This window comes from Sulfurimonas sp. (genome assembly GCF_028713515.1).
GTDB lineage: Bacteria > Campylobacterota > Campylobacteria > Campylobacterales > Sulfurimonadaceae > Sulfurimonas.
The window spans coordinates 286854-313735 of record NZ_JAQTOD010000002.1 but is presented as its reverse complement, the minus strand read 5'-3'; the positions used below and the strand labels follow the sequence as shown (position 1 = coordinate 313735).

At 37.1% G+C, this 26882-nt stretch carries 23 protein-coding genes; 13 read left to right on the top strand and 10 right to left on the bottom strand.

Going from position 1 to position 26882, the window contains the following annotated elements; all coding sequences use genetic code 11:
• Positions 1 to 2: 2 nt before the first annotated feature.
• Positions 3 to 2093, top strand: coding sequence for an elongation factor G (gene fusA / locus PHV22_RS05745; protein ID WP_295021789.1), 2091 nt, complete (start codon positions 3 to 5; stop codon positions 2091 to 2093).
• Positions 2094 to 2169: 76 nt separating this feature from the next.
• Here fusA and PHV22_RS05740 read toward each other — a convergent pair whose 3' ends face one another.
• The gene (locus PHV22_RS05740; RefSeq protein ID WP_295021790.1) at positions 2170 to 2406 is read right to left on the bottom strand and encodes a hypothetical protein; all 237 of its coding nucleotides are present in this window, start codon (positions 2404 to 2406) and stop codon (positions 2170 to 2172) included.
• A gap of 52 nt (positions 2407 to 2458) precedes the next feature.
• Between PHV22_RS05740 and PHV22_RS05735 the strand changes: the two genes are divergently transcribed.
• Positions 2459 to 3163 carry a hypothetical protein gene (locus tag PHV22_RS05735; RefSeq protein ID WP_299946343.1) on the top strand — a complete coding sequence of 235 codons (705 nt, stop codon included), beginning with the start codon at positions 2459 to 2461 and terminating at the stop codon, positions 3161 to 3163.
• 2 nt (positions 3164 to 3165) lie between these two features.
• Here PHV22_RS05735 and PHV22_RS05730 read toward each other — a convergent pair whose 3' ends face one another.
• From PHV22_RS05730 to PHV22_RS05715, 4 genes are all read right to left on the bottom strand, one after another.
• Entirely contained in the window at positions 3166 to 3747 is a 582-nt protein-coding gene (locus tag PHV22_RS05730; protein WP_299946340.1) for a 6-carboxytetrahydropterin synthase, read from the bottom strand.
• Positions 3748 to 4506, bottom strand: coding sequence for a 7-carboxy-7-deazaguanine synthase QueE (locus tag PHV22_RS05725; protein WP_295021794.1), 759 nt, complete (start codon positions 4504 to 4506; stop codon positions 3748 to 3750).
• Positions 4507 to 4509: 3 nt separating this feature from the next.
• Positions 4510 to 5475 (bottom strand): GTP 3',8-cyclase MoaA, encoded by a 966-nt coding sequence (moaA, locus tag PHV22_RS05720; protein ID WP_295021796.1) that lies wholly within the window; start codon positions 5473 to 5475, stop codon positions 4510 to 4512.
• A 151-nt stretch (positions 5476 to 5626) separates the two neighbouring features.
• Positions 5627 to 6952, bottom strand: a complete 1326-nt coding sequence (locus PHV22_RS05715) for an OprD family outer membrane porin (RefSeq protein WP_299946336.1) — start codon at positions 6950 to 6952, stop codon at positions 5627 to 5629.
• A gap of 286 nt (positions 6953 to 7238) precedes the next feature.
• On the opposite strand from PHV22_RS05715, the gene PHV22_RS05710 reads away from it, so the two are divergent.
• From PHV22_RS05710 to PHV22_RS05690, 5 genes are all read left to right on the top strand, one after another.
• Complete coding sequence (locus tag PHV22_RS05710; RefSeq protein ID WP_299946333.1) at positions 7239 to 7703, top strand: RDD family protein; 465 nt, start codon at positions 7239 to 7241, stop codon at positions 7701 to 7703.
• A gap of 78 nt (positions 7704 to 7781) precedes the next feature.
• Positions 7782 to 8213: a flagellar basal body rod protein FlgB gene (flgB, locus tag PHV22_RS05705; protein ID WP_295021802.1), complete on the top strand. Its 432-nt coding sequence runs from the start codon at positions 7782 to 7784 to the stop codon at positions 8211 to 8213.
• A 9-nt stretch (positions 8214 to 8222) separates the two neighbouring features.
• The gene (flgC, locus tag PHV22_RS05700; protein ID WP_295021804.1) at positions 8223 to 8717 is read left to right on the top strand and encodes a flagellar basal body rod protein FlgC; all 495 of its coding nucleotides are present in this window, start codon (positions 8223 to 8225) and stop codon (positions 8715 to 8717) included.
• 16 nt (positions 8718 to 8733) lie between these two features.
• Positions 8734 to 9048, top strand: a complete 315-nt coding sequence (gene fliE, locus PHV22_RS05695; RefSeq protein ID WP_295021805.1) for a flagellar hook-basal body complex protein FliE — start codon at positions 8734 to 8736, stop codon at positions 9046 to 9048.
• A gap of 60 nt (positions 9049 to 9108) precedes the next feature.
• On the top strand, positions 9109 to 10899 hold the full coding sequence (locus PHV22_RS05690; protein ID WP_295021806.1) for a penicillin-binding protein 2: 1791 nt from the start codon (positions 9109 to 9111) through the stop codon (positions 10897 to 10899).
• Here the strand turns inward: PHV22_RS05690 and panC are convergent.
• A complete protein-coding gene (panC, locus tag PHV22_RS05685; protein WP_299946328.1) occupies positions 10846 to 11667 on the bottom strand; it encodes a pantoate--beta-alanine ligase in 822 nt (273 codons plus the stop codon). The two genes, PHV22_RS05690 and panC, sit on opposite strands and share 54 nt — an antisense overlap.
• 53 nt (positions 11668 to 11720) lie before the next feature.
• Here panC and prfB point away from each other — a divergent pair, with 53 nt between their 5' ends.
• Positions 11721 to 12818, top strand: coding sequence for a peptide chain release factor 2 (gene prfB / locus PHV22_RS05680; RefSeq protein WP_295021808.1), 1098 nt, complete (start codon positions 11721 to 11723; stop codon positions 12816 to 12818).
• Between the two features lie 32 nt (positions 12819 to 12850).
• Here prfB and PHV22_RS05675 read toward each other — a convergent pair whose 3' ends face one another.
• Positions 12851 to 14227 (bottom strand): efflux transporter outer membrane subunit, encoded by a 1377-nt coding sequence (locus tag PHV22_RS05675; RefSeq protein ID WP_299946325.1) that lies wholly within the window; start codon positions 14225 to 14227, stop codon positions 12851 to 12853.
• Between the two features lie 132 nt (positions 14228 to 14359).
• Between PHV22_RS05675 and PHV22_RS05670 the strand changes: the two genes are divergently transcribed.
• Positions 14360 to 15064 carry a lytic transglycosylase domain-containing protein gene (locus tag PHV22_RS05670; RefSeq protein ID WP_299946321.1) on the top strand — a complete coding sequence of 235 codons (705 nt, stop codon included), beginning with the start codon at positions 14360 to 14362 and terminating at the stop codon, positions 15062 to 15064.
• Positions 15065 to 15118: 54 nt separating this feature from the next.
• Here PHV22_RS05670 and PHV22_RS05665 read toward each other — a convergent pair whose 3' ends face one another.
• Genes PHV22_RS05665 through PHV22_RS05655 form a run of 3 tightly spaced genes read right to left on the bottom strand, consistent with a single transcriptional unit; the run spans position 15119 to position 19797 of the window.
• On the bottom strand, positions 15119 to 18229 hold the full coding sequence (locus PHV22_RS05665) for an efflux RND transporter permease subunit (protein ID WP_299946318.1): 3111 nt from the start codon (positions 18227 to 18229) through the stop codon (positions 15119 to 15121).
• A complete protein-coding gene (locus tag PHV22_RS05660; protein ID WP_299946315.1) occupies positions 18229 to 19353 on the bottom strand; it encodes an efflux RND transporter periplasmic adaptor subunit in 1125 nt (374 codons plus the stop codon). Before PHV22_RS05660 ends, PHV22_RS05665 begins: the two co-directional genes overlap by 1 nt.
• Positions 19354 to 19407: 54 nt before the next feature.
• Entirely contained in the window at positions 19408 to 19797 is a 390-nt protein-coding gene (locus tag PHV22_RS05655) for a thioredoxin family protein (protein WP_295021817.1), read from the bottom strand.
• Positions 19798 to 19902: 105 nt separating this feature from the next.
• Between PHV22_RS05655 and PHV22_RS05650 the strand changes: the two genes are divergently transcribed.
• From PHV22_RS05650 to PHV22_RS05635, 4 genes are all read left to right on the top strand, one after another.
• Entirely contained in the window at positions 19903 to 21318 is a 1416-nt protein-coding gene (locus PHV22_RS05650; protein WP_299946311.1) for an aldehyde dehydrogenase family protein, read from the top strand.
• 76 nt (positions 21319 to 21394) lie between these two features.
• Complete coding sequence (locus PHV22_RS05645; protein WP_299946309.1) at positions 21395 to 24325, top strand: EAL domain-containing protein; 2931 nt, start codon at positions 21395 to 21397, stop codon at positions 24323 to 24325.
• A gap of 104 nt (positions 24326 to 24429) precedes the next feature.
• Positions 24430 to 26031, top strand: coding sequence for a phosphoethanolamine transferase (locus PHV22_RS05640; protein WP_299946306.1), 1602 nt, complete (start codon positions 24430 to 24432; stop codon positions 26029 to 26031).
• Positions 26018 to 26713 (top strand): phosphatase PAP2 family protein, encoded by a 696-nt coding sequence (locus PHV22_RS05635; protein ID WP_299946303.1) that lies wholly within the window; start codon positions 26018 to 26020, stop codon positions 26711 to 26713. The genes PHV22_RS05640 and PHV22_RS05635 overlap by 14 nt, the downstream gene beginning before the upstream one ends.
• The last annotated feature ends 169 nt before the right edge of the window (positions 26714 to 26882 follow it).

Sequence of the window (26882 nt, the reverse complement as noted above, 5' to 3'; positions counted from 1 at the left end):
TTATGGCAAGATCACATATTTTAAATGATGTAAGAAACATAGGTATTGCTGCTCATATTGATGCAGGAAAAACAACAACAACTGAAAGAATTTTATTCTACACAGGTCGTGAACACAAGATCGGCGAGGTTCATGACGGTGCTGCTACTATGGACTGGATGGAGCAAGAGCAAGAGAGAGGTATTACTATTACTTCTGCTGCTACAACTTGTGAATGGGCTGGAAAACAGATAAATATTATCGATACTCCAGGTCACGTTGACTTCACTATTGAAGTTGAGAGATCTATGCGTGTTCTTGATGGTGCAGTTTCTGTATTTTGTGCTGTTGGCGGTGTTCAACCACAATCAGAGACAGTATGGAGACAAAGAAATCGTTATGGTGTACCATCTATCGTTTTTGTAAATAAAATGGATAGAACGGGTGCTGATTTTTATCAAGTTGAGACTCAAATCCGTGATCGTTTAAAAGGTAATCCGGTTCCTATTCAGTTGCCAATCGGACAAGAAGATAGTTTTGCTGGAATCGTAGATTTAGTAAAAATGAAAGCAATTATTTGGGATAAAGATGCTGAGATGGGTTCTAACTATCATGTGGAAGAGATTCCTGCTGATATGGTAGAAAAATCTAAAGAGTATCGCGAAAAAATGATTGAATCTATCTCTGAAGTAGATGGTAACGAAGAGCTTGCAGAAAAATACCTAGATGGTGTAGCTTTAAATGAAGATGAAATTATTGCAGGTATCAAAGCAGCAACTATTGGTATGCATATCGTTCCAATGACTGCTGGTACAGCATTTAAAAACAAGGGTGTTCAAACTCTTTTAGATGCTGTTGTTGCTTATCTTCCATCACCAATGGAGTGTGCTCCTATTAGAGGTACTATGATGGATGATGAAGAGGTAGAAGTTATCGTTCCTTCAACAGATGATGGTAAATTTGCTTCTTTGGCATTTAAGATTATGACCGATCCATTTGTTGGAACATTAACTTTTATTCGTGTTTATCGTGGTTCACTAGAAGCGGGTTCATTTGTACACAACTCTACTAAAGACAAAAGAGAGCGTATTGGTCGTATAGTGAAAATGCATGCAATCAAACGCGAAGAAGTAAAAGAGATTTATGCTGGTGAAATTGGTGCAGTTGTTGGTCTTAAGTACACAACTACTGGTGATACTTTATGTGATCCAGATGATACTGTTGTTTTAGAGAGAATGGTTTTCCCAGAGCCTGTTATCTCTGTTGCAGTTGAGCCAAAAACTAAAGCTGATCAAGAAAAAATGGGTCTTGCTTTAGGAAAACTTGCAGCTGAAGATCCATCTTTTAGAGTGAAAACTGATGAAGAGACTGGACAAACAATCATCTCAGGAATGGGTGAATTACACCTTGAAATCCTTGTTGATCGTATGAAAAGAGAGTTTAAGGTAGAAGCAGAAGTTGGTGCTCCACAAGTTTCATACCGTGAGACAATTAGAAATGAAGTTTCTCAAGAGTACAAATACGCTAAACAATCTGGTGGTCGTGGTGCGTTCGGTCATGTTTACTTAAGAGTTAAGCCAGGTGAAGCTGGTGCTGGTTTTGTATTCCATAATGAAATCAAAGGTGGAGTTATTCCAAAAGAGTATATTCCTGCTGTTGAAAAAGGTTGCGCTGAAACTATGAATGCCGGTGTTCTTGCTGGTTATCCAATGGAAGATATTGAAGTAACACTTTACGATGGTTCATACCATGAGGTGGACTCAAATGAGATGGCATTTAAACTTGCTGCTTCAATGGGCTTTAAAGAGGCTTGTAGAAAAGCAAAACCTGCAATCTTAGAGCCACTTATGAAAGTTGAAGTTGAAGTTCCTGAAAACTATATGGGTGATGTTATCGGTGACCTTAACCGTCGTCGTGGACAAGTTACAAATATGGGAGATAGAAGTGGAAACAAAATCGTTGACGCATTTGTTCCACTTGCAGAGATGTTTGGTTACTCAACTGACCTTCGTTCAGCAACTCAAGGTAGAGCAACTTACTCTATGGAATTCGATCATTATGAAGAAGTTCCTAAAAATGTATCTGAAGAGATTATTAAAAAGAGAAACGGCTAGACAAAATTTTAATGCTTTCCTTTGGGGGCATTAAAGCTTTTCGCTTCAAAAAAAGTAAAGAACCAACTAGCTGTCTTTACTGATTAACTCTACGATTTTTTAAAAACAACACAAATTTAATAGCTAATCTCAGTATAACAATGATAAGATACACCCCAAATGCCCAGATTACTGGATGGCAGTAGCTGCCCTTTTCTATCATTAGACTAAATCTACTTAGTGGATTGATTAGCAGGTCTGAGTGTTGCAACAAAGCTAGCATAACTAACACCAATACAAAATATATAAGTTCTTTTTTTATTTTTTTAATCATTTGATGATTATATCAGTAATAATTATAAAAATAAAAACTAAAAGGTGACAAAATGAAATTTATTTTACTGCTATTAATCTGCATAGTTGCTCTTTTTGCTAAAAATCCAGCTGTTTATGCATCACTTGGTGATGAGCTTTATGATAGTGTAGAAATGATAGAAAAGTTAAAAGAAAATATTGAATTTTCAAACAATCAAGACATTGTTGATAATTATGTCGATGAAGTAAAAAAAAGTAAAAACATAGGTTTTGCTGTTGAGGCTGGGGATAAAAGCGTCAATAAGGTGCTTTATCTTGCCAAATTAAGGGAGCTATCAAAAATATATAGTTCATTTAATGTAAAAAATAAAATAGAGGGTAGTTTTGAGAAGTCTATAGAGGATAAAAACAGTAAACTTTTTATAGCTGTAGTAAATTCGGGTGTTATAAACAACGAAATATATAAAAGTGAAATTTTGGCTTATTATAAGCAGCACATGGATGAAATTGACCCAACTGGAGTGATAAAAGAGTATCTAGATAAAGAAGAGGTTGCCAAAGGGGAGCAAGAGAGGGTTGAGATAGAGAGAAAAGGTCAAACGAAAGATAGGAGATCAACTTCTAAACATGACTATAAACAAGATAGAATAAGGCAGATAAGAGAAGATGACAAAAGAAAAGAGCAGAGAATGGAAAAACTACTAAATGATGATGTTAAGCAAAAAAAAGAGGCAATTCGTCAAGTTCAAAAAAATGAACTTAATCAAAATCCATAATTCTAAACACTATCTAGGTTAATAAAACTCTCGTTGTTATTAATTTTTTCTAAAAGTTTTTTATCTTTATAGTCATCCGTAATGGCATCGCTGAAAATAATGTCGGAAAAATAAATTATGCCCATATCTTTTGAGTAGGCATCATCTACGAATGTTTGTGCATATCCAGATTCTGTCTCATGGACAATTACGCTGTGAAGCTTAACTTCCCTCTCTCCATTAACCGAACTTGTTAGAGATAATAGTTTGTCAATCATTATAAAAAAAACTCTGCTAAACTGCTCTGCTGATGGTGAGACTGGCAACTCTATCCATCTTTGTGAGTGTTTTTTCATATCTTTTATATACTCTTTGTCATCTTGACTCCAGAGAGTGATTGAGTGGTCAAAGCTATCTATCAAATCCTTCATATTCTGCTTCATAAGTCCAAAATCATATACCATTTGACCATTGTCTAAAAAGTTTGACTCAAAGAGAAGCTCTACTTTGTAGGAGTGACCATGAATCGAGCTTCTACATTTAACAGTTGAGCAGCCCCTGACAACATGAGCATTTTCAAATTTAAAAAGTTTTCTAATTATCATCTATACGCCTTTGTTTTGATTCCATACTCTTATATGAAGTCTATCACTAAAACAATATCCTTTTTCTTTACAAAACTCAATAAGTGGCTCGCTGTTCTCTTCAACTTCTTTTTTGGTTGCTCCAAGTGGCATGCAGTAAACTAGAGTGTTTGGTGCAAATTTTGTTATCTCAGAAATCTCGTTTTGAAGTTCTGGCGTAATTGATTTGGAATCTATGGAAAATTTAAAAAAAGCCTCTTTCGCATTTGTGGTAATTGAGTTTATTACATCGCCTCTTACTCTTTTGCTAAATAACTCTTTTGAATTTGATAGCTTTATGGAGAGGGCGAAAATGAACTCTTTATAAATTGGATATTTTAAAAAATCCACAAAAAGAGAACCATTTGTTTCAAATGTAATTTTATGTCCATTTGCATGAAGAGCTTCTAGAAATTCTATAAAAACTGGCTCATTTGCGTAAATAAGGGGCTCTCCACCGGTTAAAACAATATCAACTTTGTGTGGTAGATTATAATTATTTAAAATCTTAAGTAGTTCGTTCGCGCTATTTATCTCTGTCCAGTTTTGTAAAAAATGTTCCCTATTTACTGCATAGACTGTATCGCAACCAATAACTTTTGTGCCATCGCTAGCTATCTCTTCGCACGCAAATCCTTCACACTTCATATTGCATCCACCAAAGCGAAAAAATAGAGAAGGTGTTCCAGTGTAGCGACCTTCGCCTTGAATTGAGTAGAAGTGTTCAACTAAATATAGCAATTTTCAACCACCTGTTTCATAAAAAGCTCGAGATGAGATTTCACCATCTTCGCCGCCCCAACGGTTTTTTTCAGGTTTGTTTTTTACAACTTCCCGTAAGACTTCCGCGGCAGCCGCCACATCCCCAGCTTTTATGGATTTTGCGATACTGAGGGCTTCATCAAAATAGAGACATGGGATTAGTTGCCCCTCAGCAGTTAGTCGGATACGGTTACACTGTTTACAAAAATCATCGGCATATGGTTCGATGATGCCAAATCTATAACCATCGCTCATGCGGTAGTAGTGAGAAGGGGAAGAGCCGTCAAATCCCTCATCTTCAAACTCATACTGTTCTCTTAAGATCTCAAGAAGTTCTGATGATTTTAATCCACTTATCTCTTTTGCTGCAAAGCTGTTTTCCATATACTCTATAAATCTTATGGACATATCTCGTTTTTTACAGTACTCAAGCACATCTACTATCTCGTCTGCATTCATGTTTTTCATAGGGACCATGTTTGCTTTTACTTTAAGGCCTACCGATATGGCTTCTTCAACGCCCTCTAAAACATTCGCTAAAACATCTTTTTGTGCTATTTTTTGTGCAACTTCTGGTTTTAGAGTGTCGATGCTAACATTTAGGCGCTTTAGCCCTGCATCTTTTAATTTTTGAGCTGTTGATTTTAGTAAAAAGGCATTTGTTGTCATTGCTAAGTCAATATCTGGTGCATAATCATAAATCATCTTTATAAATTTATCCAGATCTTCCCGTAAAAGTGGTTCCCCACCAGTAATACGAATCTTTTTTACACCCTCATCAATCGCTACTTTTACAAATAAAAATAGCTCTTCAAATGTAAGCAGGTTCTCTTTTGGAACCCATGAAAAAGGCTTCTCTGGCATACAGTATTGACATCTAAAGTTACATCTCTCTGTTACAGAGATGCGAAGATAGTCAACTACTCTATCGTAGCTATCTATTAGCATTGTATATCCTGTTTCTTATTTTTATGATTTGGTTTAATTATGATTGTATTATATCTTTTGGAGTTAAATTGTAGGTTAAGTATAGGTAGTTCTAGGCGAGACCAAAGGAGATACCTTTGGTCGAAGGCCTAGAGAGACGAAGAAGAACTAACTATTTTGTAGCAAATTTATAATCTAGCATCGCTATGAATTTTGAAGTGTCAATATTCATATTGGTACCTACGAACGCTGTATTTTTTGTTGATGAATCTGCACTGTAATTAGCATACTTTAGCATGCCAGTAAGGTTGTTAACACCTGGGATAGCTCTTGTATAAACTACATCAAGTTCAGTTCCCCAATCTTTACTTCCTACATCACTTGTATAGTCATGATAGATAACTTTAGCAGTACCTATCTCTTTTGAAGTATAACCAACCATTAAGTTCATATCCACAAGACCTGCTGTTGGTGTAGCTAAGAACATATCAGCCCAACCGTTGTGTGCATGTAGTGTAGCTAAAGGAGTTGCGAATGCTGTTTCTTTACCAGCTGCGTCACCATCACCACTTAATACTTCATACTGAGCACCAACTAAGATACCTGAAATATTTGCACCAAGTTCAAGATCATAGTAGCTTGCATCAACATTAACATTTCCAGTAGCGCTTTTGTTTTCCATTGTTGGATCAGTTTGCTTTGCATACTCTGCACGATAATTTACTTTTATGCCATTAGCAACTGCAACATCACCAGTAAGTGCTATACCGTAAGTATCACTTCCACCTGTCCCGTTAGTTGTAGCTGTTCCTTGACCTATCATATAGTCATAGGCAGTAACTTTAAGCTCATCCATAACTTTATATGAAGCATTTAAAAGAATAGATCTTGTATCATACTTTCCAGCAGTAGCAGCATTAGCAGATACTGTGTTGTCCTGATTGAAAACTCTATTTACTTGAGTTATATAAGAGGCAGTTAAATTAAGGTTTTCTATTGTGTTGTCTGTAAGTGTATATGCGTCAAAAGTTTGAGGCATTTGTCTCCAGTCAACTGCACCAACAAATCTTTGGTTATCAAGGTTGATGATTTGACGACCAACTCTTAACTTTGTTTTCCCATATTTTAAATCGATGTATGATTGAGTAAGACGAGTTTGCTCAGAATCAGCAACTACATCATTAGTTTCTGTACCATTTCCAGCAAATTTATCATCATAGTTGTTGTTTAGTGCACGAACATCTGTCATCTCGGCATAAGCAGATAGCCAATCAGTTCCAAACATATCAGCACCAACACCAAGAACTAAACGGTTTGTAAGAGCATTTGCGTTTGGTTTGTTTGCAGCATCAGAAGCATCTACCATCTCGTAACGAGCTCTGATTTGACCATTTACTTTTACATTTGAAAGAATATCAACATTATCAGCTTGAGCAGAAACTGCACCAGCACCCATCATTACAGCACATGCTATAGACATTTTTAACATTTTTCTCATTTAATTTCTCCTGTTTTTGTCTTTTGTCATAATAACAAAGATGTGATATAAATATCACTTTATGTTATTTGATTTATAACGACATCACATATTCTACTCATCCAATTTTTAAATTTAGTTTAAACCATTTGATTTGCTTGTTATTTAATAATATGCTGTAGCTGATTGTATATTTTAAGCTTATATTAATAAGAAGTTTTTTTAATTGATAAAGTTTGCTACTCCATGATTTAAATTTTAGAATGTATACAATAGATTGAATAGCTTTCTTTGTTATAATAGCATTATGAAATTTAGAGAACTTAAAAAAAAGAGTAAAACCAAAAAAGAGACCGTTCTTCCAAAATATATTTATGCTCCATATAGCTTTAGGGTAAAGTCTTTTATTGTCGATTTGTTTATGATATATGCTCCTATCCTCTATACTATAACTTATGTGATTATGAACGGCAAAGATGATTTTCAGTCATCACAGCTTGCACCTCTTGCAGGAGTAACGACTTACGCATTTGTGTATGCACTACTTTTAAGCAGATTTGGTCAAACTCCGGGGAAAAAAGCTTATGATATGAAGGTTGTGGATGATAAGAGTGGTAAAAATATAAGCTTTGCAAGGGCTTTGTTTAGATTTGTTGCATTTTTATTTACTGCAACCACGCTCTTGGGATTAATCGTTCCCTTTTATAGAAAAGATAAAAAAGCTCTGCATGATTTGGTTTGTAGAACTATAGTTGTGGTTGAGAAAAAATAACGGTTTTGGAACCGAATTTGCTTGTTGTTCTAAAATTGGTGTTCTTTCGTTCCCTTGAGATTTACTAAAGGAGTTAATATGAGTATAAAAATATCAGCAACAAATGATTTAATGGCAAAAGCGCTTGATTATAGAGCTGCTCGTCAGGATATGATTGCTTCAAATATTGCAAATGTTGATACTCCTTTTTATAGACCAAGGGATGTTAGTTTTGAGGGTGTTTTGGCTGATGAGAAGGCGAAGATATACAACCAAAACAACACAAAACTGCAGATGGCTCAAACAAATCCAGCTCATCTGCCTTTGAGCGAAGAGAGTAGTTCACTAAAGCCAAAAACTTTCTTTAGAGATGGACACATGGCTAGAAATGACGGAAATAGCGTTGACTTGGATGTTGAGACAACAGAGATGAGTAAAAACTCAATAATGTTTACTGCATTAATAAGCGCTATGAAGAAAGATCAGGCGAACTTTAGAAATGTAATAGATACATCAAGTAAAGCGAACTAGGAGTAGAGGATGAGTAACTTTTTGAACAGTTTTGATATAAGTGGCTATGGCCTTTCCGCGCAGAGAGTTCGTGTAAATGTTATTTCTGAAAATATTGCAAATGCTCAAACGACAAGAACGACAGAGGGCGGACCCTATAGAAGAAAAGAGGTTGTTTTTAAAGCTATTGACTTTAACCAGCAGTTTAATAAGGCGTTAGACTCAATGACACAGAGTGCCAGCTATCAAGACCCACTAAACGAAGGTCAATTTGGCAGAAAAGTAAATCCCGCAATTATGAGTGTGGTTGTTGATAAGATTTCAAGAGATGACAGAGAGCCAAAGATGAAATATGATCCATCGCATCCAGATGCAGACGCAAAAGGTTATGTTGCATATCCAAATATTAATCCTGTTATAGAAATGGCCGATTTGGTTGAAGCAACTCGTTCTTATCAGGCAAATGTGGCTGCATTTGAGAGCGCAAAAAATATAGCAAATAGTGCTATTTCGCTACTACAGTAATAAAAAAGGTTAGATTATGAATAATATAAGTGGCGTTGCTGGTTCATCTACTGCTGAACTGCTAAAGCAAAAGAGTAAGATAAGTGGGGTTGATGGGCTTGAAGATGGTGGTGACTCATTTTCAAAACATCTAAAATCTGCTCTAAATGAAGTAAATGAACTTCAAGTAGATAATGAAAAAGCTCTTGGAGATATGGCAACTGGACAGGTAAAAGACCTTCATCAAGCAGCACTCGCAATTTCTAAAGCAGAGACAAGCATGAAGCTAATGCTTGAGATAAGAAATAAAGCGCTCAATGCCTATAAAGAGTTAGGAAGAACACAACTGTAATCTAATAAGAGACTCTTTTTTGCTCTTAAGTCTGCATGGTTAATGGAATTTGGTACAAGTATGATAAATCAAAACAAAAGCAAAAAAATATTTCTTCTTTTTTCACTAATTTCGTTTGGTTTTATTATATTTTTGGCGGTAATGCTTCTAACTGTAGTAAAATCTCGTGACTTACCATCTCTTTACTCGGATGATGGCTCAAAAGCCAAAAGAGGAAGCATTATCAGCGCTGATGGCTTTCATATTGCCACAACAAAAAAACTCTACAAAGCTGTCGTAAATACAAACTATATAGATCCTCAGAAAAAAGAGCTTTTCGTTGAGCTATTTAGCATATATTCAGAAATTCCCAAAAATGAAATTATTAAAAAAATTCAAGGTAAAAATGGTGTAGTTGTCCTCAGCTATGATATACCTGAAAAAATTGCTCAGAATTTGAAGAGTTTGACATACGAGCTTCGAAAATACAATGTTTTTATGGAGTTAAAAAATCCAAGAACTGGTAAAACTTCACTTCAGGGGCTTAGTGTTATTGAGAGTGGAGAGAGCAGAGAGTATAGTTACGGAAACATCTTAACACCAATTTTAGGCTATACACATAAATCAGAGGATGATGGTTATACGAACATTAATGGCGTCAAAGGTCTAGAAAAGATGTTTGAGACGGAGCTTACTGCAAAGCAAGACGCATCAACTAAGGGCTATAGAGATGTAAATAGTTACATCATCTTAAATAAAGATAGCTTTACAAAACAGGCAATCAATGGTCTTGATGTTAAGCTCAATATTCCTATATCGCTTCAGGTAAAAGTCGAGAGAATGCTCGATAAGATGAAGATAGATTTGATGGCAGAAGAGGCAATGTGTGTTATTATGAGCGCTAAGGATGGCAAAGTAATTGCAATGGCTAGCTCAAATAGATTTATACCAAAGGCTATCCAAAGAAGTGATTACTCATCTTTAAACAGCGGTATGATTGAGTATAGTTTTGAGCCTGGAAGTGTTATAAAAAGTGTTATTTTGTCGCTTCTTTTAGACAAAGGAGCCGTAAATCCATATGATATGGTAAATGGTCATAATGGTCGTTATGCAATTGGTTCAAAAGTAATAACTGATGAACACACATTTGACTGGCTCAGTGTTGAGGATATAATCATACATTCATCAAACATCGGTATAGCTCAGATTGCCCAAAAGCTTTCAGGAGCGGAGTTTCATGATGGATTGATGAAATTTGGATTTGCGCAAGATTCAACAAATGACCTTATATACGAAAAAGCTGGCTCAATCCCAGACGCCCAAAGACTAAACAATGAGATATATAAAGCAACATGTGCCTATGGATATGGAATGAGAGCAAATTTGATGCAGATTATTCAGGCATACAGCGCTTTTAATAATGGCGGTAAAATAGTTAAATCAAGAATCGTAAACTGCTTTGTGGACGCCTATAATCGAGAGATACCTATCGAGGTGGAGCCACAAGTTCAGGTTATAAAAAACACTACCGCTGAGAAGATAAAGGGAATTCTTATAAAAACTGTAAATGAGGGAACTGGTGTACTTGCCAAAACAGAAGGTTTAGAGATTGGTGGAAAAACTGGAACCGCTCATATGGTTGAAAAAAGTGTTTATGTTAGTAAATACAACACTACATTTGCCGGTTTTGCAAATGATAAAAATAACAAGTATATGATTGGCGTAGTTGTAATGCAACCGAAGAAGAGTCAATTTGCTGCTCAAACTTCCGTGCCAATCTTTAAGAAGGCGGTAGACATTTTGGTTGAAGATAGTTACTTAAAGCCAGATATTATCAAGCAACCTAGTGACGCCAACCTTAGCCTCCACTAAAATAACGCTATTTCCAATCTCTAGTATTTCTATCTTTTGAAAATCACGATTTAAAATTTCAACATAAGAAATCTCTAGTGGAGCTAGAATTTTACGCATCTCATTTGTAATAAGCTCTGAATTTAAAATATTTTTACTAACCATTATGCCGGCACTATGGAGCGAGGATACTATTTTTAGAGCCTCTTTTCTCTGTGGAGATGAGAGATAAACATTTCGACTACTAAGCGCTAAACCATCTTTTTCTCTTACTGTATCAACTGGAACAATCTCAACGCTCATGAAGAGTTGTTTTACCATCAAAGAGATAAGATTTAGTTGCTGTGCATCTTTTTTGCCAAAATACGCCCTTGTCGGATTTACTATATTTAAGAGTTTCATGACAACCGTTAATACTCCATCAAAATGTGACGGTCTACTGTTTCCTTCAAGAACAAAACCCCTTATTCTAGGGGCATTTAAGCTAACTTCGTCATCTGTGTAAATATCTTCTGCTTGTGGAAAAAAGAGAACATCAACACCGCTCAGTTTACAAATCTGCTTATCTGCCTCATCTTTTCTCGGATACTTCTCAAAATCTTCGCCCTTTAAAAATTGTGTTGGATTTACGAAAATAGAGACAACAACAACCTCATTTTGCTCTTTTGCTTTTTTTACAAGCGAGATATGTCCCTCGTGCAGAGCTCCCATTGTTGGCACAAAACCAACGGTTTTATCTATCTCTTTTAAATAAATTTTTAACTCTTGTGGGTTGGAGAATATCTTCATAAATTGCGCCTTAGTGTGTTATAATCGCAATTATACAACAATGGAATTTATTTATGGATAACTACGAATACAGTGAACTTTTAAAAAATATTACAATCAAAATGAGCAACATAACTGGTGTTGTGGAGCCTCAAAAATTGCAAGATAGACTGGATGCAATAGAAGAGATGGAAAACGAGCAAGACTTTTGGAGTGACGCTGATAGTGCTGCAGTGATTCAAAAAGAGAAGACACAGCTTGAGAGAAAACTTAAAAAATATTTCATTGCCAAAGACAAGGTTGATGATGCAGTTGAACTTTATGAGATGGCAAAAGATGAAAATGATGATGAAGCGATTGCTGAATGTTTTGATGATGCCCAGAACTTAGAGAATCTTATACTAAATATGGAAGTTGAGGTTCTGTTAAGCGAAGAGATGGACGCAAACAATGCAATTTTGTCCATTCATCCTGGAGCTGGCGGAACAGAGTCACAAGATTGGGCATCGATGCTTCTTAGGATGTACAAAAGATTTGCTGAGAGAAACGGATATACGATTGAGGTGCTTGATTATCAAGCAGGTGATGAAGCCGGGATAAAAGATGTTTCTATTCTTATAAAAGGTGAAAATGCCTATGGCTATTTAAAGGTAGAAAATGGGATTCATAGACTTGTTCGCATCTCGCCTTTTGACTCAAATGCAAAAAGACATACATCATTTAGTTCGGTTATGGTATCTCCTGAGGTTGATGATGATATAAATATTGTGATAGAAGATAGAGATATTCGCATAGACACTTACCGCTCTAGTGGCGCTGGCGGACAGCATGTAAATAAAACTGAGTCCGCCATAAGAATCACTCATATAAAAACAAATGTAGTGGTTCAATGTCAAAACGACAGAAGCCAGCACAAAAACAAAGCTACTGCTATGAAAATGCTAAAATCAAGACTATATGAGTTAGAGCTTGAAGCGCAAAAGGCGGAAGTTGCTGGTATTGCAAAGAGCGAGATTGGTTGGGGACACCAGATTCGCTCTTATGTCATGCAGCCGTATCAGCAGATAAAAGATACAAGAAGCAATATTGCTTACTCTAATGTTGCTACTATATTGGATGGAGATATAGGAAAAATGTTGGAAGATGTTTTAATCTCTCAAAGTAGAGCTTAAGTTCAAAAAGTAGATTTTTACTTCACTTGAATCTACTTTGAATCTGTTTTAAATCTCTCCCATCCTCCACCAAGAGCCTTGCATAGCGCTATAAAGTTTAGGTATTTTGAATCGTCGTTTACTATCATGTGACTCTCGTTTGAAACTAGTGATTGTCTGACAAGAAGCACTGAGAGATACCCTGTTTTTCCATTATCATATTCGAATAAGCTCATTTTTTCTGCTAGTTTATATTTTTCTTGTGCATTCTCAAGATACTTTCGGCTCATTTTTATACTTTTGCGATCTCTTAAGGCATTGTCAACTTCTCCAAAAGCTCTTAGTAGCGTCTGCTCATATTGTGTTTTTGCCTCTTTTGTTTGCGCTTTTGCTAGATTAATCTCGCTTTTTGTTCTTCCTGCTGTAAAAATTGGAAGTGAGACAGCAGGGGTTACTTGCCATATCTGTGAAGAACCATTTAGTAGTGAAGAGAGCTCTGTGCTTTGAAATCCTAATAATCCTGTTAGTGAAAAAGATGGGAAATAGCCACTCTCCGCTATGCCTATGGTTGCATTTGTTGCGCGCCAAGATGCTTCTGCTGATAAAATATCTGGGCGACGCTCTAGAAGTTCAGATGGAATTCCTGCTGGAACTTCAATATCTTTGCTCCACTGAGTTGATTCGGTTACTTTAACGCTACCTGGAGCCTCTCCAACTAGAAAAGCTAGAGCATTTTCCAGCGTTGATATTTTTGCTTCTCTCGCTGGAATATCGCTGTATGTCTGCTCTAATAGTGCTTCTGATTGTAAAACATCGCTATTTGAACCTACTCCTTGCTCGAGTTTTGTTTTAAATATGGAAGTTATCTCTTCTAAAAGCAGGTAATTATCTTTGGCATTTTTTAGGAGCTTTTGCGCTGTTAGAATCGTGTTGTAAGTGCTTACTATATTTGTGATGGTCGAGGAGCGAACTAACTCTCTGTTATATCTGCTTGCAAGAAGCATTGCTTTTGCTGACTCACTTGCTCTTTTGTATTTTCCCCAGAAGTCAATCTCAAACTGACTCATTCCAAGACCAACACCATAAGTCGTACTAATTGCGTTTGATGATTTTTCTTTTGTTGTAGTGCCTTCTGCGTTTATCTGAGGGAAAAAACTTGCATTCGCAACTCCAAGTTTTGCCATAAAGCCCTCGTTTTGTGCAGCGGCAATCATGATGTTTTTGTTCTGTTTAATCGCTTTTTCTACTAGAAGATTTAAATTTTTATCGCCTAATTTTTCCCACCATCTATCCATATTTTCAACAAAAATATCTTCATCTGTTTGCCAATCAATCGGTGTATCTGTGTGAGGAGGGGAAAAGTCAGGACCTACCACAGTGCATCCGCTTACTAAAAAAAGTGTGATTATCAAAAATGCTATTTTTTTCATTTTCTCTGTTTTCCCCTATTTGGAAGGCAAATTGTACCAAAAAAGAGCCAATCAAACAGACATGAAATTTGACCTATTAAGCCTTTTACGCTACGATAGAAGTTAGAAAACTAATAAAAATCAAGGAAGTTAATGCTTAAATATCTGCTTATAACCCTATTTTTCTTTGCTGGACTCTCCTTATTTGCGGCGGACAACACTCGCTCCATCAACGCATCTTTGACTTCCTTGGAGAGCAACGAAACGCTCGCTGATGACCCAATAATTGAAAAAACTCTCAATCACTACAAGGGAACCATCTCTGTGCTTTACAAACGCCACCAAGCAACTAGAGTGGCTTTGGCACCAATAGAAGCTAAGTTTGAAAAAGCTGGAATACCTCCTTACTTTTCTCTTGTTCCATACGCCGAATCTAAATTTAACGCATCTTCAAGAGGATGTGGTTCCGCTGGACTATGGCAGTTTGGAAAGCAAACCGCTTGCAATTTTGGACTAATTGTAAAAAAGAAAAAGGATGAGAGACTAAACGCAAGTCGTTCAACTGACGCGGCAATTCGGTATATAAAATACTTAAAAAGAGAGTTTGGAAGTTGGTATCTGGCTGATTTTGCCTATGCTATGGGTGAGGGTAAACTTAAGAAGATAATTAAAAAGAACTCAAGTGATGAGATATCAGTTCTACTAAAAGACCCAGAATTTCCAAAAGGAACAAAGGCTCATTTTGCAAAAACAGTTCTTTTGGATGCAAGAATTAACTACTATAAAGCCGATGAGGTGGAGGAAGAGGTTGTTGTTGTCAAGGATGAAGAGCAGATAAAAGATGAGAAAGCAGAGTAAATTTTAAAGATTTGATTTTTTAGTAGCAGGGTTGTATAAACCTGTTACTCTTTGTTACCTAAACTTTCTCTTCATTTTCTCTTGTAGTGTAGAGACTTGATAGTACAAGTATGGGATAAAATATCGTTCCACGAATGTTGCTGCAATCATTCCTCCTAGTATCCCAATTCCAATAGAGTGGCGGCTCTCTGCTCCTGCCCCTGTACTTAGTGCTAGTGGCAATACTCCAAATACAAAAGCTAACGATGTCATCATCATCGGACGATAACGGAGTCTTGCGGCTGATATGGTTGCTTCGTAGATGCTTTTACCACTTTTTCGCTCTTGTTCTGCAAACTGAACAACTAGGATAGAATTTTTTGCGGCGAGTGCAACTAGCGTGAGCAAACCAATCTGGAAATAGATGTCGTTGCTTTGCCCTGTTGCCCATAATGCTATGTATGCGCCAGCTATTCCAAATGGTACTGAGAGCATAACGGCTAGTGGTAAAATCCACGCTTCATATTGGGCTGATAGAATTAGGAAAACGATTATTAGAGCAAAGATTAAGATATATTTTGCTTGATTTTGTATAAGGATTTGTTGATAAGCAACACCATCCCAACTAGTCACAATCCCTGGTGAGAGCGTCTCTTTTGCTAGAGCTTCAATAATGTCAATCGCCTCTCCTGTGCTAACTCCTGGTTTAAGCGAAGCGGTGACTGGAACTGAGAGTACAGTGTTAAAATGCTCAATCCTAACAGCAGCAGACTCTTGACGCACTGATACAATGGCACTTAGCGGTATCATAGTGCCAGATGATGACTTTACAAACCCTCTGCTTATGTCGGTTGGTGTCTGTCTAAAAGCCGCATCAGCTTGAACTTTCACCCAGTAGTTGTGCCCATCTTTTTCAAATTGAGTTATATTTGAGACACCAACTGTATGCTGAATTGTTGAAAACAGATCATTTAGTGAAACACCAAGGGTTTTAGCTCTTTCTCTATTTACATCCACAAAAAGTGTTGGAGATGATGGACGCATTGTGCTTGTGATATTTGCAAATTGTGGAAGCTCTTTGGCTCTGCTTATAAACTTTTGTGCATTTTGTGCAAGGGCTTTCATATCTCCATCAGGGCTTTGAAGCCATAGCTGAACACCGCCAGTTTTACTTAGCCCTCTGATTGGCGGTGGGGAGAATATATTGAAACTTGCTTCACTTATTGGTTGGATTGCTTTTTTAAATGTTTTGATAATCTCTTTGACGCTTAACTCTACAGTTTCTCTCTGATCCCACGGTATAAGTCTAGCAATAAGTGTGGCCGAGTTTGGCTCTTGTCCGCCTCCTAGGAAGTTGCTTCCGACGATGGCAATCATACCTTTTACGCCATCTATATCTTTTACCACTTTTTCCGCTTTTTCAACCGCAGCCTGAGTTCGCTCTATTGTTGCACCCTCTGGAAGTGAGAGAACTGTAAAAAAGTAGCCTTGGTCTTCTGTTGGCAGAAATGATTTTGGTGTTGTTGTTGAGAGATGATAGATAATTCCAAAGACACCAAGATATAAAAATAGCGTTATAAAACTTCGCTTAATCATTGATACAGAGAGATGGATATATCGTTCTGTCATGTTTGAGAACATCGTGTTAAAGCGCACGAATAGGGCAGGAGGAGCATTTTCGTGTTGGCGTAAAAGTAGTGCTCCTAAAGATGGTGATAGAGTAAGTGCTACAAAACCTGAGAAGATTACCGATACAGCGATTGTCATAGCGAACTGTTTGTATAACTCTCCAGTCATTCCGCCGACAAAAGTCGCTGGTATAAAAACTGCACACAAAACCAAAACGATAGCAATGATTGGGCTAGTGACTTGCTCCATCGCTTTGATGGCTGCCTCTTTTGGAGTTATATGCTCGCTCTGCATAATCCTCTCCATATTTTCCACGACCACAATTGCGTCATCAACAACAATTCCAATCGCTAAAACCACTCCAAAGAGTGTTAAAGTGTTGATTGAGTAACCTAAAAGATACATCCCAATAAACGCTCCCATAAGAGAGACAGGAACGGCAATAAGTGCTATAAGACTAGCTCTAGCGCTCTGTAAAAATAGATAGATAACCACGATAACCAGTAGAAGTGCTTCAGCTAGTGTTTTAATTACCTCTTTGATGGAGATTTTTATAAAATTGGTTGAGTTGTGAGCAACTTCGTATTTTAGACCACTTGGAAATGTTTTGGAGAGTCGCTCTATCTCTTTACTTACGGCATCACAAGTTTGGATAGCGTTGGCATCTGATCTGGAAAAAACAGCTAAAAGTGCCGCAGGTTTACCTTTGAATCTTCCGTAATACTCGTAGTTACTAGTACCTAACTCAACTCTAGCTATGTCGCGCAGATGAACAATTGTTCCGTCACTCTTTGCACGAACAATAATCTGCTCAAATTCCTCAACGGTTGATAATCTTCCTTTTGAGGTGAGCATCACAGTCATCTCTTGTGTTTTTATGGGACTTTGCCCTAATCGCCCTGGATATGTTTGAAGATTTTGTTCGTTTATTGCACTGTCAACATCAGAAGATGTAATCCCCATAGAAGCCATCTTGTCAGGGTTTAGCCAGATACGCATCGCATAATCTCTTCGACCCGAGATAGAAGCATCGCCAGCACCAGGGATTCTCTTTATTTCATTGACTATATGCGTATCGACATAGTTGCTTATGTCAATATCGCTCATTGAATTATCTGGCGAGTAAAATGCCGTAATCATCAAGATATCTTGAGTACCTTTTTTAACATTGATTCCAAACATTCTTACAACGCTTGGGAGTTGCGGAAGGGCTAGATTTGCTCGGTTTTGGATATCCACAAGGGCTTTGTCTATGTCGGTTCCAACTTCAAATGTACAGTTTATACTTCCGCTACCAGACATACCAGATGCTGAAGAGGTCATATACATGAGATGATCGGTTCCAGCTATCTGCTCTTCTATGGGTGCGAGTACTGTATCTGCTATGGTTTTTGCTTCGGCTCCTGGGTAGCTGATGCTTATGCTCACCGTTGGAGGAGTAACTTTTGGAAACTGTGATACTGGAAGATTTAGTAGTGAAATGGTTCCAAATACCACAATCAAGATGGCTATAACGCCGGAAAATATGGGTCTATCTATAAAAAAACGAGAGAACATTAATGCTCTTTTATCTGTTTTGGTGGGACGACTTTTACAACTTTTCCAACATCGACTCTGGCATTGCCTTGAGCGATAATTTTCTCACCCTCTTTTATGCCATCTTGGATAACGATATTCTCACCAATCCACTCTCCAACTTTAACAACTCGAATTTGTGCGGTTTGATTTTCATCAACCATAAAAACAAAAGAGCCTTTAGCTCCCTGCATCAGGGCTTTATGTGGAATGGTGATTGAGCTGTATTTCAGCCCTTTAAGTCGTACTTTTACAAACTCCCCTGGAAGAATTTCTCCTTTTGGGTTTGAAAACTCAGCTCTAGCTTGGCGAGACCCCATGGAAACATCTACAGTAGGACTAAAAAACAGTATCTTCCCTCTGTTTTTAAATGTGGTTCCATCTGCGAGAATCAACTCTACAAAAAGTTCATTTTTTTGCTCGCTGTTCATTAAGCTGTTGATTCTAGCCATCGCCTCTTTTGGAATTGAAAAATCCACAAAAATTGGAGAAGTTTGATGGGTTGTTGTAAGGAGTCCATTTTGTGATTCAGAGATATAGCTACCCTCATACTGCAGTGCTTTATCGACCCATCCCGACATCGGTGCGGTTATGTTTGTGTAGCTAAGGTCAAGCTTTGCTTTCTCAAGAGCTGCTTTGGCTCCATTTACTAGAGCGGTTTGTGTTTTATCTGCCGCCAATGCTGCGTCAAGCTCCTGTTTCCCAGAAATTTTTCTCTCAAAAAGTATCTCAATACGCTTTAGGTTTTGTGTGGTGTACTCTTTTTTTGCACTCTCTGCTTCAAGTGATGCTTTGGCTGATAAAACGGCAATATTAAAAGGTTTTTGATCAAGTTTAAAGAGAGTCTGCCCAACTTTTACAAAGCTACCATCACGGTAATTTATATTCTGCAGATAACCATTCACTCGAGCATGAATCTGAACACTTTTGCTCGCAACCGTCGTGGCAGTAAACTCAAACGGTGCTTCAACAATCTCTTTTTTAACACTCATCAAACTAACTTTTGCTGGAGGCTTATTTTTGTCTTTTGAATCATCGTCGTGAGAACATCCTAAAAACAACTGCATGGATAAGATTAATGAGAGCGTGATTATTGTTTTAATCATGGTTTCTTTTTCGTATTAAATTTTTTTGATATGATACTGCTAAGGTGCTTATTTCTACTTTTTTAGACTAACTTCATCAAGAAGAGCAAAAAAGCCATCAACTTCACGACTTCCTCTATCTTCATGGATGATTTTACCACTGCTTGTTAAAAAGTAGTGCCTTGGTACGCCTTTTACCGTGAAATTAGCAGGTATTTTATGTCTATCTCTTGACATATATAGAAGAACATACTCCTCTTTTAGTCTCTTCATAACAGACTTGTCGGAGAGTGTCATATCTTTAAACTTGTCACACCAAACACAAACATCCGCACCAATAAAAAGGTAAACGCCCTTTTTCTCTTTTTTCGCTTGTTTGAGCGCGGCATCATAATTATGTAGCCAATTTAAATCTGAACTATAAAGCGTTGATAAAAGAAGAGTGATGAAGATAAGAAGTTTCATGGATTTTCCGTTTTGTTTTTTAAATCAGTATTTTACATTGTCAATAGTTGATTTTAACAATAATGATATAATCTTTGATAAAAAAGTTTAATTTGGAGAGTTTTTATGGATGCAAAGATATTTTTTGGTTCAAACGAAACAGTCGGAGAGAGTTTTAGCCAGAGGAGAAGTCCATATAGCGGAGAGGTTGTTTCTCGTGCTCCAATCTGTCATGTGGAGGATGCAAAAAAAGCTCTTTTAATCGCTAAAGCTGCATCTAAAGAGGCGAAAAAAACTACACTCTCGCAACGATGTGATTGGCTTTTGGATGTAGTCCAGATGTTAAGAGAGCAGAAAGAGGATATGGCAAAAACTATAACTGATGAGGTTGGTAAGCCTATCTCGTTTTCTCGAATTGAAGTTGAGAGATGTATCGAGACCATAACTCTAAGTGCTGAGACGATGCGAACGATGCACGGCGAGACTATAAATACGGACGCGACAAACAGCGGTAAAAAAACTCTTGCTTTTTTTAGACGAGAACCTGCAGGCGTTGTTGTGGCAATCACGCCGTTTAATTTTCCGTTAAATCTTGTGGCTCATAAACTGGCTCCTGCTCTTGTAGCTGGCAATGCAGTTGTGTTAAAGCCGACCCCAGAGGCTCCACTAACTGCGTATAAGTTCGTAAAACTTTTCATCCAGAGCAAGTACGCCATAAAAGATGCTCTAAGTGTTGTTTACGGCGATGCTGAGGTTGGAAGTGCTTTGGTTGCCAGTGATATTCCGCGAGTGATAAGCTTTACGGGAAGTGTGCCGGTTGGAGAGATTATTGCAAAGAGTGCAGGGATAAAAAAAGTCTCATTAGAACTTGGTGGAAATGCGGCGACTTTCATTGACAAAAGTGCCGATTTAGGCCATGCTGCCGCAAGATGTGCACTTGGTGCTTTTGTAAACTCAGGACAGGTCTGTATCTCACTTCAGCGCATTTATGTGCATAGCAAGATTTATGATGAGTTCGCCTCTTTGATGGCACAAGAGACAAAAAAACTAAAAGTTGGCTCGCCTTATGAAGATGATACTTTTATGGGACCACTTATTGATGATGATGCCGCAGTTCGTGCCATGAACTGGATTGAGAGTGCCACAAGTGAAGGAGCGTCCTCACTACTTCCGCTCTATAGAGACGGCAGAATTTTTCATCCATGCGTTATGATAAATGTACAAGATGATATGAAAATCGTCTGTGAAGAGGTGTTCGCACCGATAGTCTCACTCATAAAAGTAGATGATTTTGATGACGCACTTCCTCGGATAAATAACTCGCCATACGGTCTGCAATTTTCCATCTTTACAGATGATTTAACTCTGACAAAAAGAGCTATTGACGAGCTAGATGCTGGCGGAATTATTATAAACGATATGCCAACATTGCGCTTTGACATCCAACCATACGGCGGAGTAAAACTAAGCGGAGTTGGGCGAGAAGGTCCACGATTTGCCATTGAAGAGATGAGCGAGATAAAGAGTGTTGTGATTTGCTAATCTAGCTATGGCGGACTGTTTTTAGAAAAATTTGCTACAATAATTACCATTTAATAAAAAATATTAAGGTTTCATAATGGAATTTATAATTCTTGAGTCTATTTTATCTTCTCTAAGTATAAGTTTTTATGTAACTGAACCCCTTTATGAAGCGTTAAAAGCAATGCAAGAGCATAAGATAAGCTCTGTTGTTGTGGTTGATGAGCATAGCAAACCTGTTGGAATTTTCACAGAGCATGACACTCTTCGTATAGTTTCAGAAAACATAGACACAGATAAAAGCTTGGGTGATGTGATGACTCCAAGCCCTTTTTGTATAGATCAATCTACTCATCTTCATGATGCTTATATGATTATGGAAGAGAAAGGTTATCGTCACTTGGTTGTTGTTGATAAAAATGGAATATTTGTCGGAATCATCACGGAGGGTGATTTTCTTCGTCATATCGGTTTTGAAGAGCTCAATAAAATCAATGTTGTTGCAGATGTTATGAGCAAAACACCATTTACAGTATCCGATAATGCGTCCGTTGAAGAAATAGTACTGTTGATGAAAAATCAAAAGTCTGATTATGTTGTTTTGATGAGTGGTGCAAAACCTGTCGGCATAGTTTCTGAACGGGATATTTTACACTATTGTGGTCATGCAAAAAAGCCCTATAATAAATCTATTTTAAATCTGGCAAATTCTAAGCTTGAAACCATTACAAAAGATTTGTCTCTCTATGAAGCCACGGCGTTAATGACTAGACACGGTGTACATCAGCTCATTGTTTTAGATGAAAATCATGAACTTGTTGGCTCCTTGAGCCGTCATGATATTTTACGCGCTGTACATGGAAACTATTTTGATTTTTTAATTTGGCTTATTGATAATAAAAATAGTGTTATTTCAAAGCTTGAGAAAAATAAAAAAGAGTTAAAGAATGAAAAAGAGATTATCAATACAAGCAAACTGAAATACCAAAAGTTGTTTGAGTCAATTCATGACGGTATTTTACTTATTGATACAGTAACGCTAAAAGCGGTGGAGTTTAATTATGCGGCACATCATTGTCTTGGTTATACAGCAGAGGAGTTCGCTAATCTTACTATTTCAGATTATCAAAAAAATGAGTCACCTGAAGAAATTAATAGCCATATTGATAAAATCAAACAGAGTGGGTCGGATAGTTTTGAAACGGTTCATCATGCAAAAGATGGAAGACTTATAGATACATTCATTGTTGTTTCAGTTATAAATATCTCTGGTACGAATTACATGATGGCCATTTATCGTGATATTAGTGAGCAAAAAGCAAAAGAGAAAGAGCTCTATCAAAAAGATAATGATTTTAACACTGCACAAGCTCTGGCGCATGTAGGTAGTTGGAAGTTTAATATACGAACAGAAGTTTTAGAATTTTCTGATGAGACATATAGAATATTTGGAATAGAGATAGGTTTGCCAATCTCTTATAAAATACTTTTTGAACATATATATCATGAAGATCTTGAAATGGCTATAAGAGCGTGGGAAGAGGCGATGTCAACAAGATACTATGATATGGAACATAGAATTATTGTTGATGGAGAGATAAGATGGGTACGAGAGTTTGCAAAATTTGAAGCAGATAAACATGGAAATGTTACTAATGTAATTGGAACAACCCAAGAGATAACACAAAGAAAATTGTATGAAAATCGCCTTGAAACACTGGCAAATTACGACACACTAACTGGTTTGGTTAATCGTTCATATTTGGTCTCACATCTTCAAAAAAGCATTAAGCAGGCAGATCGCACGAACAAACAAATAGCACTTCTTATTTTTGACTTGGATCGCTTTAAAGATATCAATGACAGTTATGGACACAACGCTGGGGATGAGCTTTTAAAACAGGTAGCGGATAGATTTTCCATGCGTCTTAGAGGAGGAGATATTGTCAGCCGTTTGGGTGGTGATGAGTTTGCTATTATACTTAAAGATATTACCAACACCGAAGATGCTGGGCGAATTGCACAGGAGATGATAGAGAGTTTGTCGGCGGAGTATAAACTCTCAGGAGGTATTTCGGGGCATATAGGTTCAAGCGTTGGGATTGTTCTGTTTCCAGATAATGCAAAAGATGCCTTTACTCTTCTGCAATATGCCGATGCTGCTCTTTATAAAGCCAAAGCAGAGGGGCGTGGAATATATTGTTACTACACAGATGAGCTTACGGACCTTGCGAAAAAAAGGCTCAAGTGTGAGGAGCATCTTCGCAAGGCAGTAGTCAATAGTGAATTTGAGGTCTATTATCAGCCTCAAGTGCACATTAAATCGGGGCGAATTTTAGGCGCAGAAGCACTTATAAGATGGAACCATCCAGAACAAGGCATGGTGTCTCCGGCGGAATTTATCCCAATTGCTGAAGATACTGGTTTAATTAACGAGATTGGTGAGTGGATATTAAATGAGACATGCAGACAGGGGAAGATTTGGCTTGACCTTGGTTATCGTCTTGTTTTAGCAGTTAATCTCTCGGCACATCAAGTGCGCTATACAAATGTTCCTCTGATTGTGGAAAAAGCACTTAAAAAGAGTGGCTATCATGCAGATAAGCTAGAGCTTGAACTAACAGAGAGCGCTTTGATGCAAAGAGAAGAGGAGACAGTACAGATGCTCCATACCCTTAGAGCAAAGGGTATTAGGCTTGCGATTGATGATTTTGGCACTGGCTACTCATCTTTGAGTTATCTAAAACGATTCCCAATTGATGTTCTTAAAATAGACAAAAGTTTTATAGATGATATCCCTTATGAGAGCGATGATATGGCAATTGTAACGGCAATTATTGCTATGGGGAAAGCGTTAAATTTCCAAGTTCTTGCCGAGGGTGTTGAGTATGCTGAACAACTTGAGTTTTTAAAAGAAAAAAGGTGTACGATGTATCAAGGGTATTTCAAAAGCGAACCAATCCCAGCAAAAGAGTTTGAAATACTTCTAAATACACAAAAGAATTGTGAAATAGACTTTATAATCTAAATATATTTTTGCCTTTATAGATTTAACTAACAGCTATGTCGGCTTAATCGTTTTTAATTAGGTGATATTATTGCATAGCTTTTTTATTTCTATACGGAGAGTATATGTTAAACCTTTTCAACCGCACACACAGTAGTAGAACTGTAATTATTGCTGTCTCATTTTTTTGGATTTTTTTCACTAACTTTACATTTTTCAACCATGTTTTAAAAATCTATCCACCATCATTGTTAAATAGTATCTCGATTTTTTCATTAACAATTGTACTTTTATCCACAACTATTTTAATTTTAACGCTAATCGTTAATCGATGGATTTTTAAACCATTTATGATTATCTTGTTGATGGTTACAGCCTCTGTTGCCTATTTTATGGATAGTTATGACATCGTCGTAGACACTCATATGATAACAAATATTATGCAGACGAACTTTAACGAATCGGCTGATTTGTTTAGCTTGAAGATGGTTGCTTATATTTTATTTCTTGGAGTTCTGCCATCTTGGATTGTATATAAACTACAAATCACACATCTTCCATATAAAAAACAGATAATCTCTGACATCAAGACAGTTGCTCTGATTGTGGTAATTGTGGCTGCAACAATACTTACTTTTAGCAAGTTTTACACCTCATTTTTTAGAGAACATAAACCACTTCGTTACTATGCAAACCCATCTTTTTGTCTCTACTCAGTCGGAAAATCGGTCTCTGATGCTTGTTCTTATGAGAGCAAGGAGCTAAAACTAATCGGACAAGATGCCAAGATTTCTTCAAATGATAAAAATAGAAAATTGATTATTTTAGTTGTCGGAGAGTCGGCTAGAGCTGACCATTTTTCACTAAATGGCTATTCGCGAGAGACAAATCCACTTCTAAAAAAAGAGGATATTATAAATTTTTCTGACTTTACCTCATGTGGAACTGAAACGGCGGTATCTGTGCCATGTATGTTCTCTTCATTTGGACGAAAAGAGTATGAAGGAAAAAAAGCTCTATATACTGAGAATGTTTTAGATGTTTTTACCCACGCTGGAGCAAATGTTTTATGGCGTGATAACAACTCCGACTCAAAAGGAGTGGCACTTAGAGTTCCATATGAGGATTTTAAATTACCAAAAAATAATACAATGTGCAGTGATGGAGAGTGCCGTGACGAGGGAATGCTTGTAGGACTTCAAAAATATATAGACGCTCATCCAAAAGGAGATATTGTTATAGTTCTTCATCAGATGGGAAATCATGGACCGGCTTACTATAAGCGTTATCCTAAAGAGTTTGAAAAGTTCACCCCAGTTTGTAAAACCAACCAGCTTGAGCAGTGTACACAAGCCGAAATCACTAACGCTTATGACAATGTCATACTTTATACGGACTACTTTCTATCTAAAGTTATTGGACTATTGAAACAAAATGATAACTCTTTTGGTACAGCGATGTTTTATGTGAGTGATCATGGTGAATCTCTGGGAGAAAATGGGCTTTACTTGCACGGCTTCCCATACGCTATTGCGCCAGACACACAAAAGCATGTACCCGCTGTTATGTGGTTTGGAAAACAGTTTAAAGTTAACAAAGATAAGTTAGCAAAAAAAGCCAAAGAGTCTTTGAGTCACGACGCATATTTTCATACAGCACTGAATCTTTTGGATGTAAACACAACAGTATATAAACCGGAGTTAAGTATCTTAAATGGTATCCATTAAATCTATATTTATTACGCTCCTTTTTTTAACTGGAGCTATTATATTTTTTGGATTAAGCGGTATTGATGTCTGGGTGCAGAGCCATTTCTACAACCCAAGCACTAACTTATGGATAGTAACTAAAGATGAGACTGTTTTAAAGTTTCTCTTTTATGATGGGATAAAATTTGCCATCATTATCTTCAATGTGCTACTGCTTTTTGTGCTTATTTTTGGCTACAAAAAGCCACTTATAAAGCAGTATCGTAGAGCGCTTATAATCATTGTAGCATCAGTAATCTTTGTTCCGCTTTTAGTTGGAAGTCTAAAAGATGTTACAAATATGCCATGCCCTAAAAATCTAGTAAGATTCGGCGGAGACCATCCAGATACCTGCGTGTGGAAGAGATACAGCATTGAGCTTTGTAAAAAAAATAAAATAAAATGCTGGCCAGCAGGACACGCAAGCGGCGGATTTGCTCTTTTATCTCTAGTTTTTCTCTTTGGTTCTTTTAAAAGAAGAGCCATAGCAGCAACAGTTGCCATGAGCATCGGATGGAGCATGGGAATCTACAAAATGCTAATAGGAGATCATTTCTTAAGTCATACAATTATCACTATGATTATGGCATGGTTGATAATTTTGTGTATTGTTCGCTTGGTTGATTATATAGATAGTAAAAAAGGTTTTTTAGCGCGGTAGCTAAGCCACTACTTTGACTATTTTTTTATTTTCATCCCTTTTAGATGGAATACTTTGTTTTATTAAAAAAGTATTCTCAAGGATATTAACAAGTGTCTACAAAATTGGGGTCATTCCATATAGAGTATGAAAATAGTTTATTGGCACGGTGGTTAAACTATCGCATAAA

Excerpts from the sequence above, each read along its gene's own strand:
- PHV22_RS05670 (WP_299946321.1), top strand. The coding sequence starts at position 14,360 with ATGCTTAAATATCTGCTTATAACCCTATTTTTCTTTGCTGGACTCTCC.
- PHV22_RS05665 (WP_299946318.1), bottom strand. The coding sequence starts at position 18,229 with ATGTTCTCTCGTTTTTTTATAGATAGACCCATATTTTCCGGCGTTATA.
- moaA (WP_295021796.1), bottom strand. The coding sequence starts at position 5,475 with ATGCTAATAGATAGCTACGATAGAGTAGTTGACTATCTTCGCATCTCT.
- PHV22_RS05690 (WP_295021806.1), top strand. The coding sequence starts at position 9,109 with ATGATAAATCAAAACAAAAGCAAAAAAATATTTCTTCTTTTTTCACTA.
- PHV22_RS05650 (WP_299946311.1), top strand. The coding sequence starts at position 19,903 with ATGGATGCAAAGATATTTTTTGGTTCAAACGAAACAGTCGGAGAGAGT.
- prfB (WP_295021808.1), top strand. The coding sequence starts at position 11,721 with ATGGATAACTACGAATACAGTGAACTTTTAAAAAATATTACAATCAAA.
- PHV22_RS05655 (WP_295021817.1), bottom strand. The coding sequence starts at position 19,797 with ATGAAACTTCTTATCTTCATCACTCTTCTTTTATCAACGCTTTATAGT.
- fliE (WP_295021805.1), top strand. The coding sequence starts at position 8,734 with ATGAATAATATAAGTGGCGTTGCTGGTTCATCTACTGCTGAACTGCTA.
- PHV22_RS05640 (WP_299946306.1), top strand. The coding sequence starts at position 24,430 with ATGTTAAACCTTTTCAACCGCACACACAGTAGTAGAACTGTAATTATT.
- panC (WP_299946328.1), bottom strand. The coding sequence starts at position 11,667 with ATGAAGATATTCTCCAACCCACAAGAGTTAAAAATTTATTTAAAAGAG.
- fusA (WP_295021789.1), top strand. The coding sequence starts at position 3 with ATGGCAAGATCACATATTTTAAATGATGTAAGAAACATAGGTATTGCT.
- PHV22_RS05715 (WP_299946336.1), bottom strand. The coding sequence starts at position 6,952 with ATGAGAAAAATGTTAAAAATGTCTATAGCATGTGCTGTAATGATGGGT.
- PHV22_RS05660 (WP_299946315.1), bottom strand. The coding sequence starts at position 19,353 with ATGATTAAAACAATAATCACGCTCTCATTAATCTTATCCATGCAGTTG.
- PHV22_RS05635 (WP_299946303.1), top strand. The coding sequence starts at position 26,018 with ATGGTATCCATTAAATCTATATTTATTACGCTCCTTTTTTTAACTGGA.
- PHV22_RS05645 (WP_299946309.1), top strand. The coding sequence starts at position 21,395 with ATGGAATTTATAATTCTTGAGTCTATTTTATCTTCTCTAAGTATAAGT.
- PHV22_RS05730 (WP_299946340.1), bottom strand. The coding sequence starts at position 3,747 with ATGATAATTAGAAAACTTTTTAAATTTGAAAATGCTCATGTTGTCAGG.
- flgB (WP_295021802.1), top strand. The coding sequence starts at position 7,782 with ATGAGTATAAAAATATCAGCAACAAATGATTTAATGGCAAAAGCGCTT.
- PHV22_RS05740 (WP_295021790.1), bottom strand. The coding sequence starts at position 2,406 with ATGATTAAAAAAATAAAAAAAGAACTTATATATTTTGTATTGGTGTTA.
- flgC (WP_295021804.1), top strand. The coding sequence starts at position 8,223 with ATGAGTAACTTTTTGAACAGTTTTGATATAAGTGGCTATGGCCTTTCC.
- PHV22_RS05710 (WP_299946333.1), top strand. The coding sequence starts at position 7,239 with ATGAAATTTAGAGAACTTAAAAAAAAGAGTAAAACCAAAAAAGAGACC.
- PHV22_RS05735 (WP_299946343.1), top strand. The coding sequence starts at position 2,459 with ATGAAATTTATTTTACTGCTATTAATCTGCATAGTTGCTCTTTTTGCT.
- PHV22_RS05675 (WP_299946325.1), bottom strand. The coding sequence starts at position 14,227 with ATGAAAAAAATAGCATTTTTGATAATCACACTTTTTTTAGTAAGCGGA.